Source organism: Rhizobium sp. SVR5-9E, assembly GCF_056755095.1.
In genome coordinates this window covers 1-881 of the sequence record NZ_JBNDHS010000224.1, presented here as the reverse complement: position 1 = coordinate 881, position 881 = coordinate 1, and the positions used below count along the sequence as shown (strand labels likewise).

The 881-nt window shown below is 62.7% G+C and carries 1 protein-coding gene; it reads left to right on the top strand.

The genetic code is table 11. The features are described 5' to 3' along the window. Positions 1–881: electron transfer flavoprotein-ubiquinone oxidoreductase (locus ACPYOJ_RS34530; protein WP_481420253.1), on the top strand; the 881-nt coding region annotated here is incomplete at both ends.

The following is an 881-nucleotide window of genomic DNA, read 5'->3' as shown; positions in this document are numbered from 1 at the left end:
CAAAAATTCGGCATTGGCCTCAAGGAGCTCTGGGAGGTGAAGCCCGAGAACCACAAACCGGGCCTCGTGCAGCATTCCTTCGGCTGGCCGCTCGGCTTCAAGACCGGCGGCGGCTCGTTCCTCTATCATCTGGAAGACAACCTCGTTGCCGTCGGCTTCGTCGTCCACCTGAACTACAAGAACCCCTATCTCTATCCGTTCGAGGAGTTCCAGCGCTTCAAGACGCATCCGGCAATCCGCACCACCTTCGAGGGCGGCAAGCGGCTCTCCTACGGCGCCCGCGCCATTACCGAGGGCGGATACCAGTCGGTGCCGAAGCTCTCCTTCCCGGGCGGAGCGTTGATCGGATGTTCGGCCGGTTTCGTCAACGTGCCGCGCATCAAGGGCAGCCATAATGCGGTGCTCTCGGGCATGCTGGCGGCCGACAGGATCGCTGCTGCGATCGCGGCGGGCCGCGCCAATGACGAGGTCGTCGAGATCGAGACCGACTGGCGTGCCAGCGACATCGGCAAGGACCTGAAGAGGGTGCGCAACGTCAAGCCGCTGTGGTCGAAGTTCGGCACCGCAATCGGCGTGGCGCTTGGCGGCTTCGACATGTGGACCAACCAGCTCTTCGGCTTCTCTTTGTTTGGAACGCTGAAGCACGGCAAGACCGATGCGGCTTCCCTGGAGCCCGCCGCGCAACACAAGCCGATCGCCTATCCCAAGCCGGACGGCGTTCTGACCTTCGACCGTCTCTCTTCGGTGTTCCTATCGAACACCAACCACGAGGAAGACCAGCCGGTGCACCTGCAGGTCAAGGATATGGCGCTGCAGAAATCGTCCGAATACGGCGTCTATGCCGGTCCCTCGACCCGCTACTGTCCGGCCGGCGTCTACGA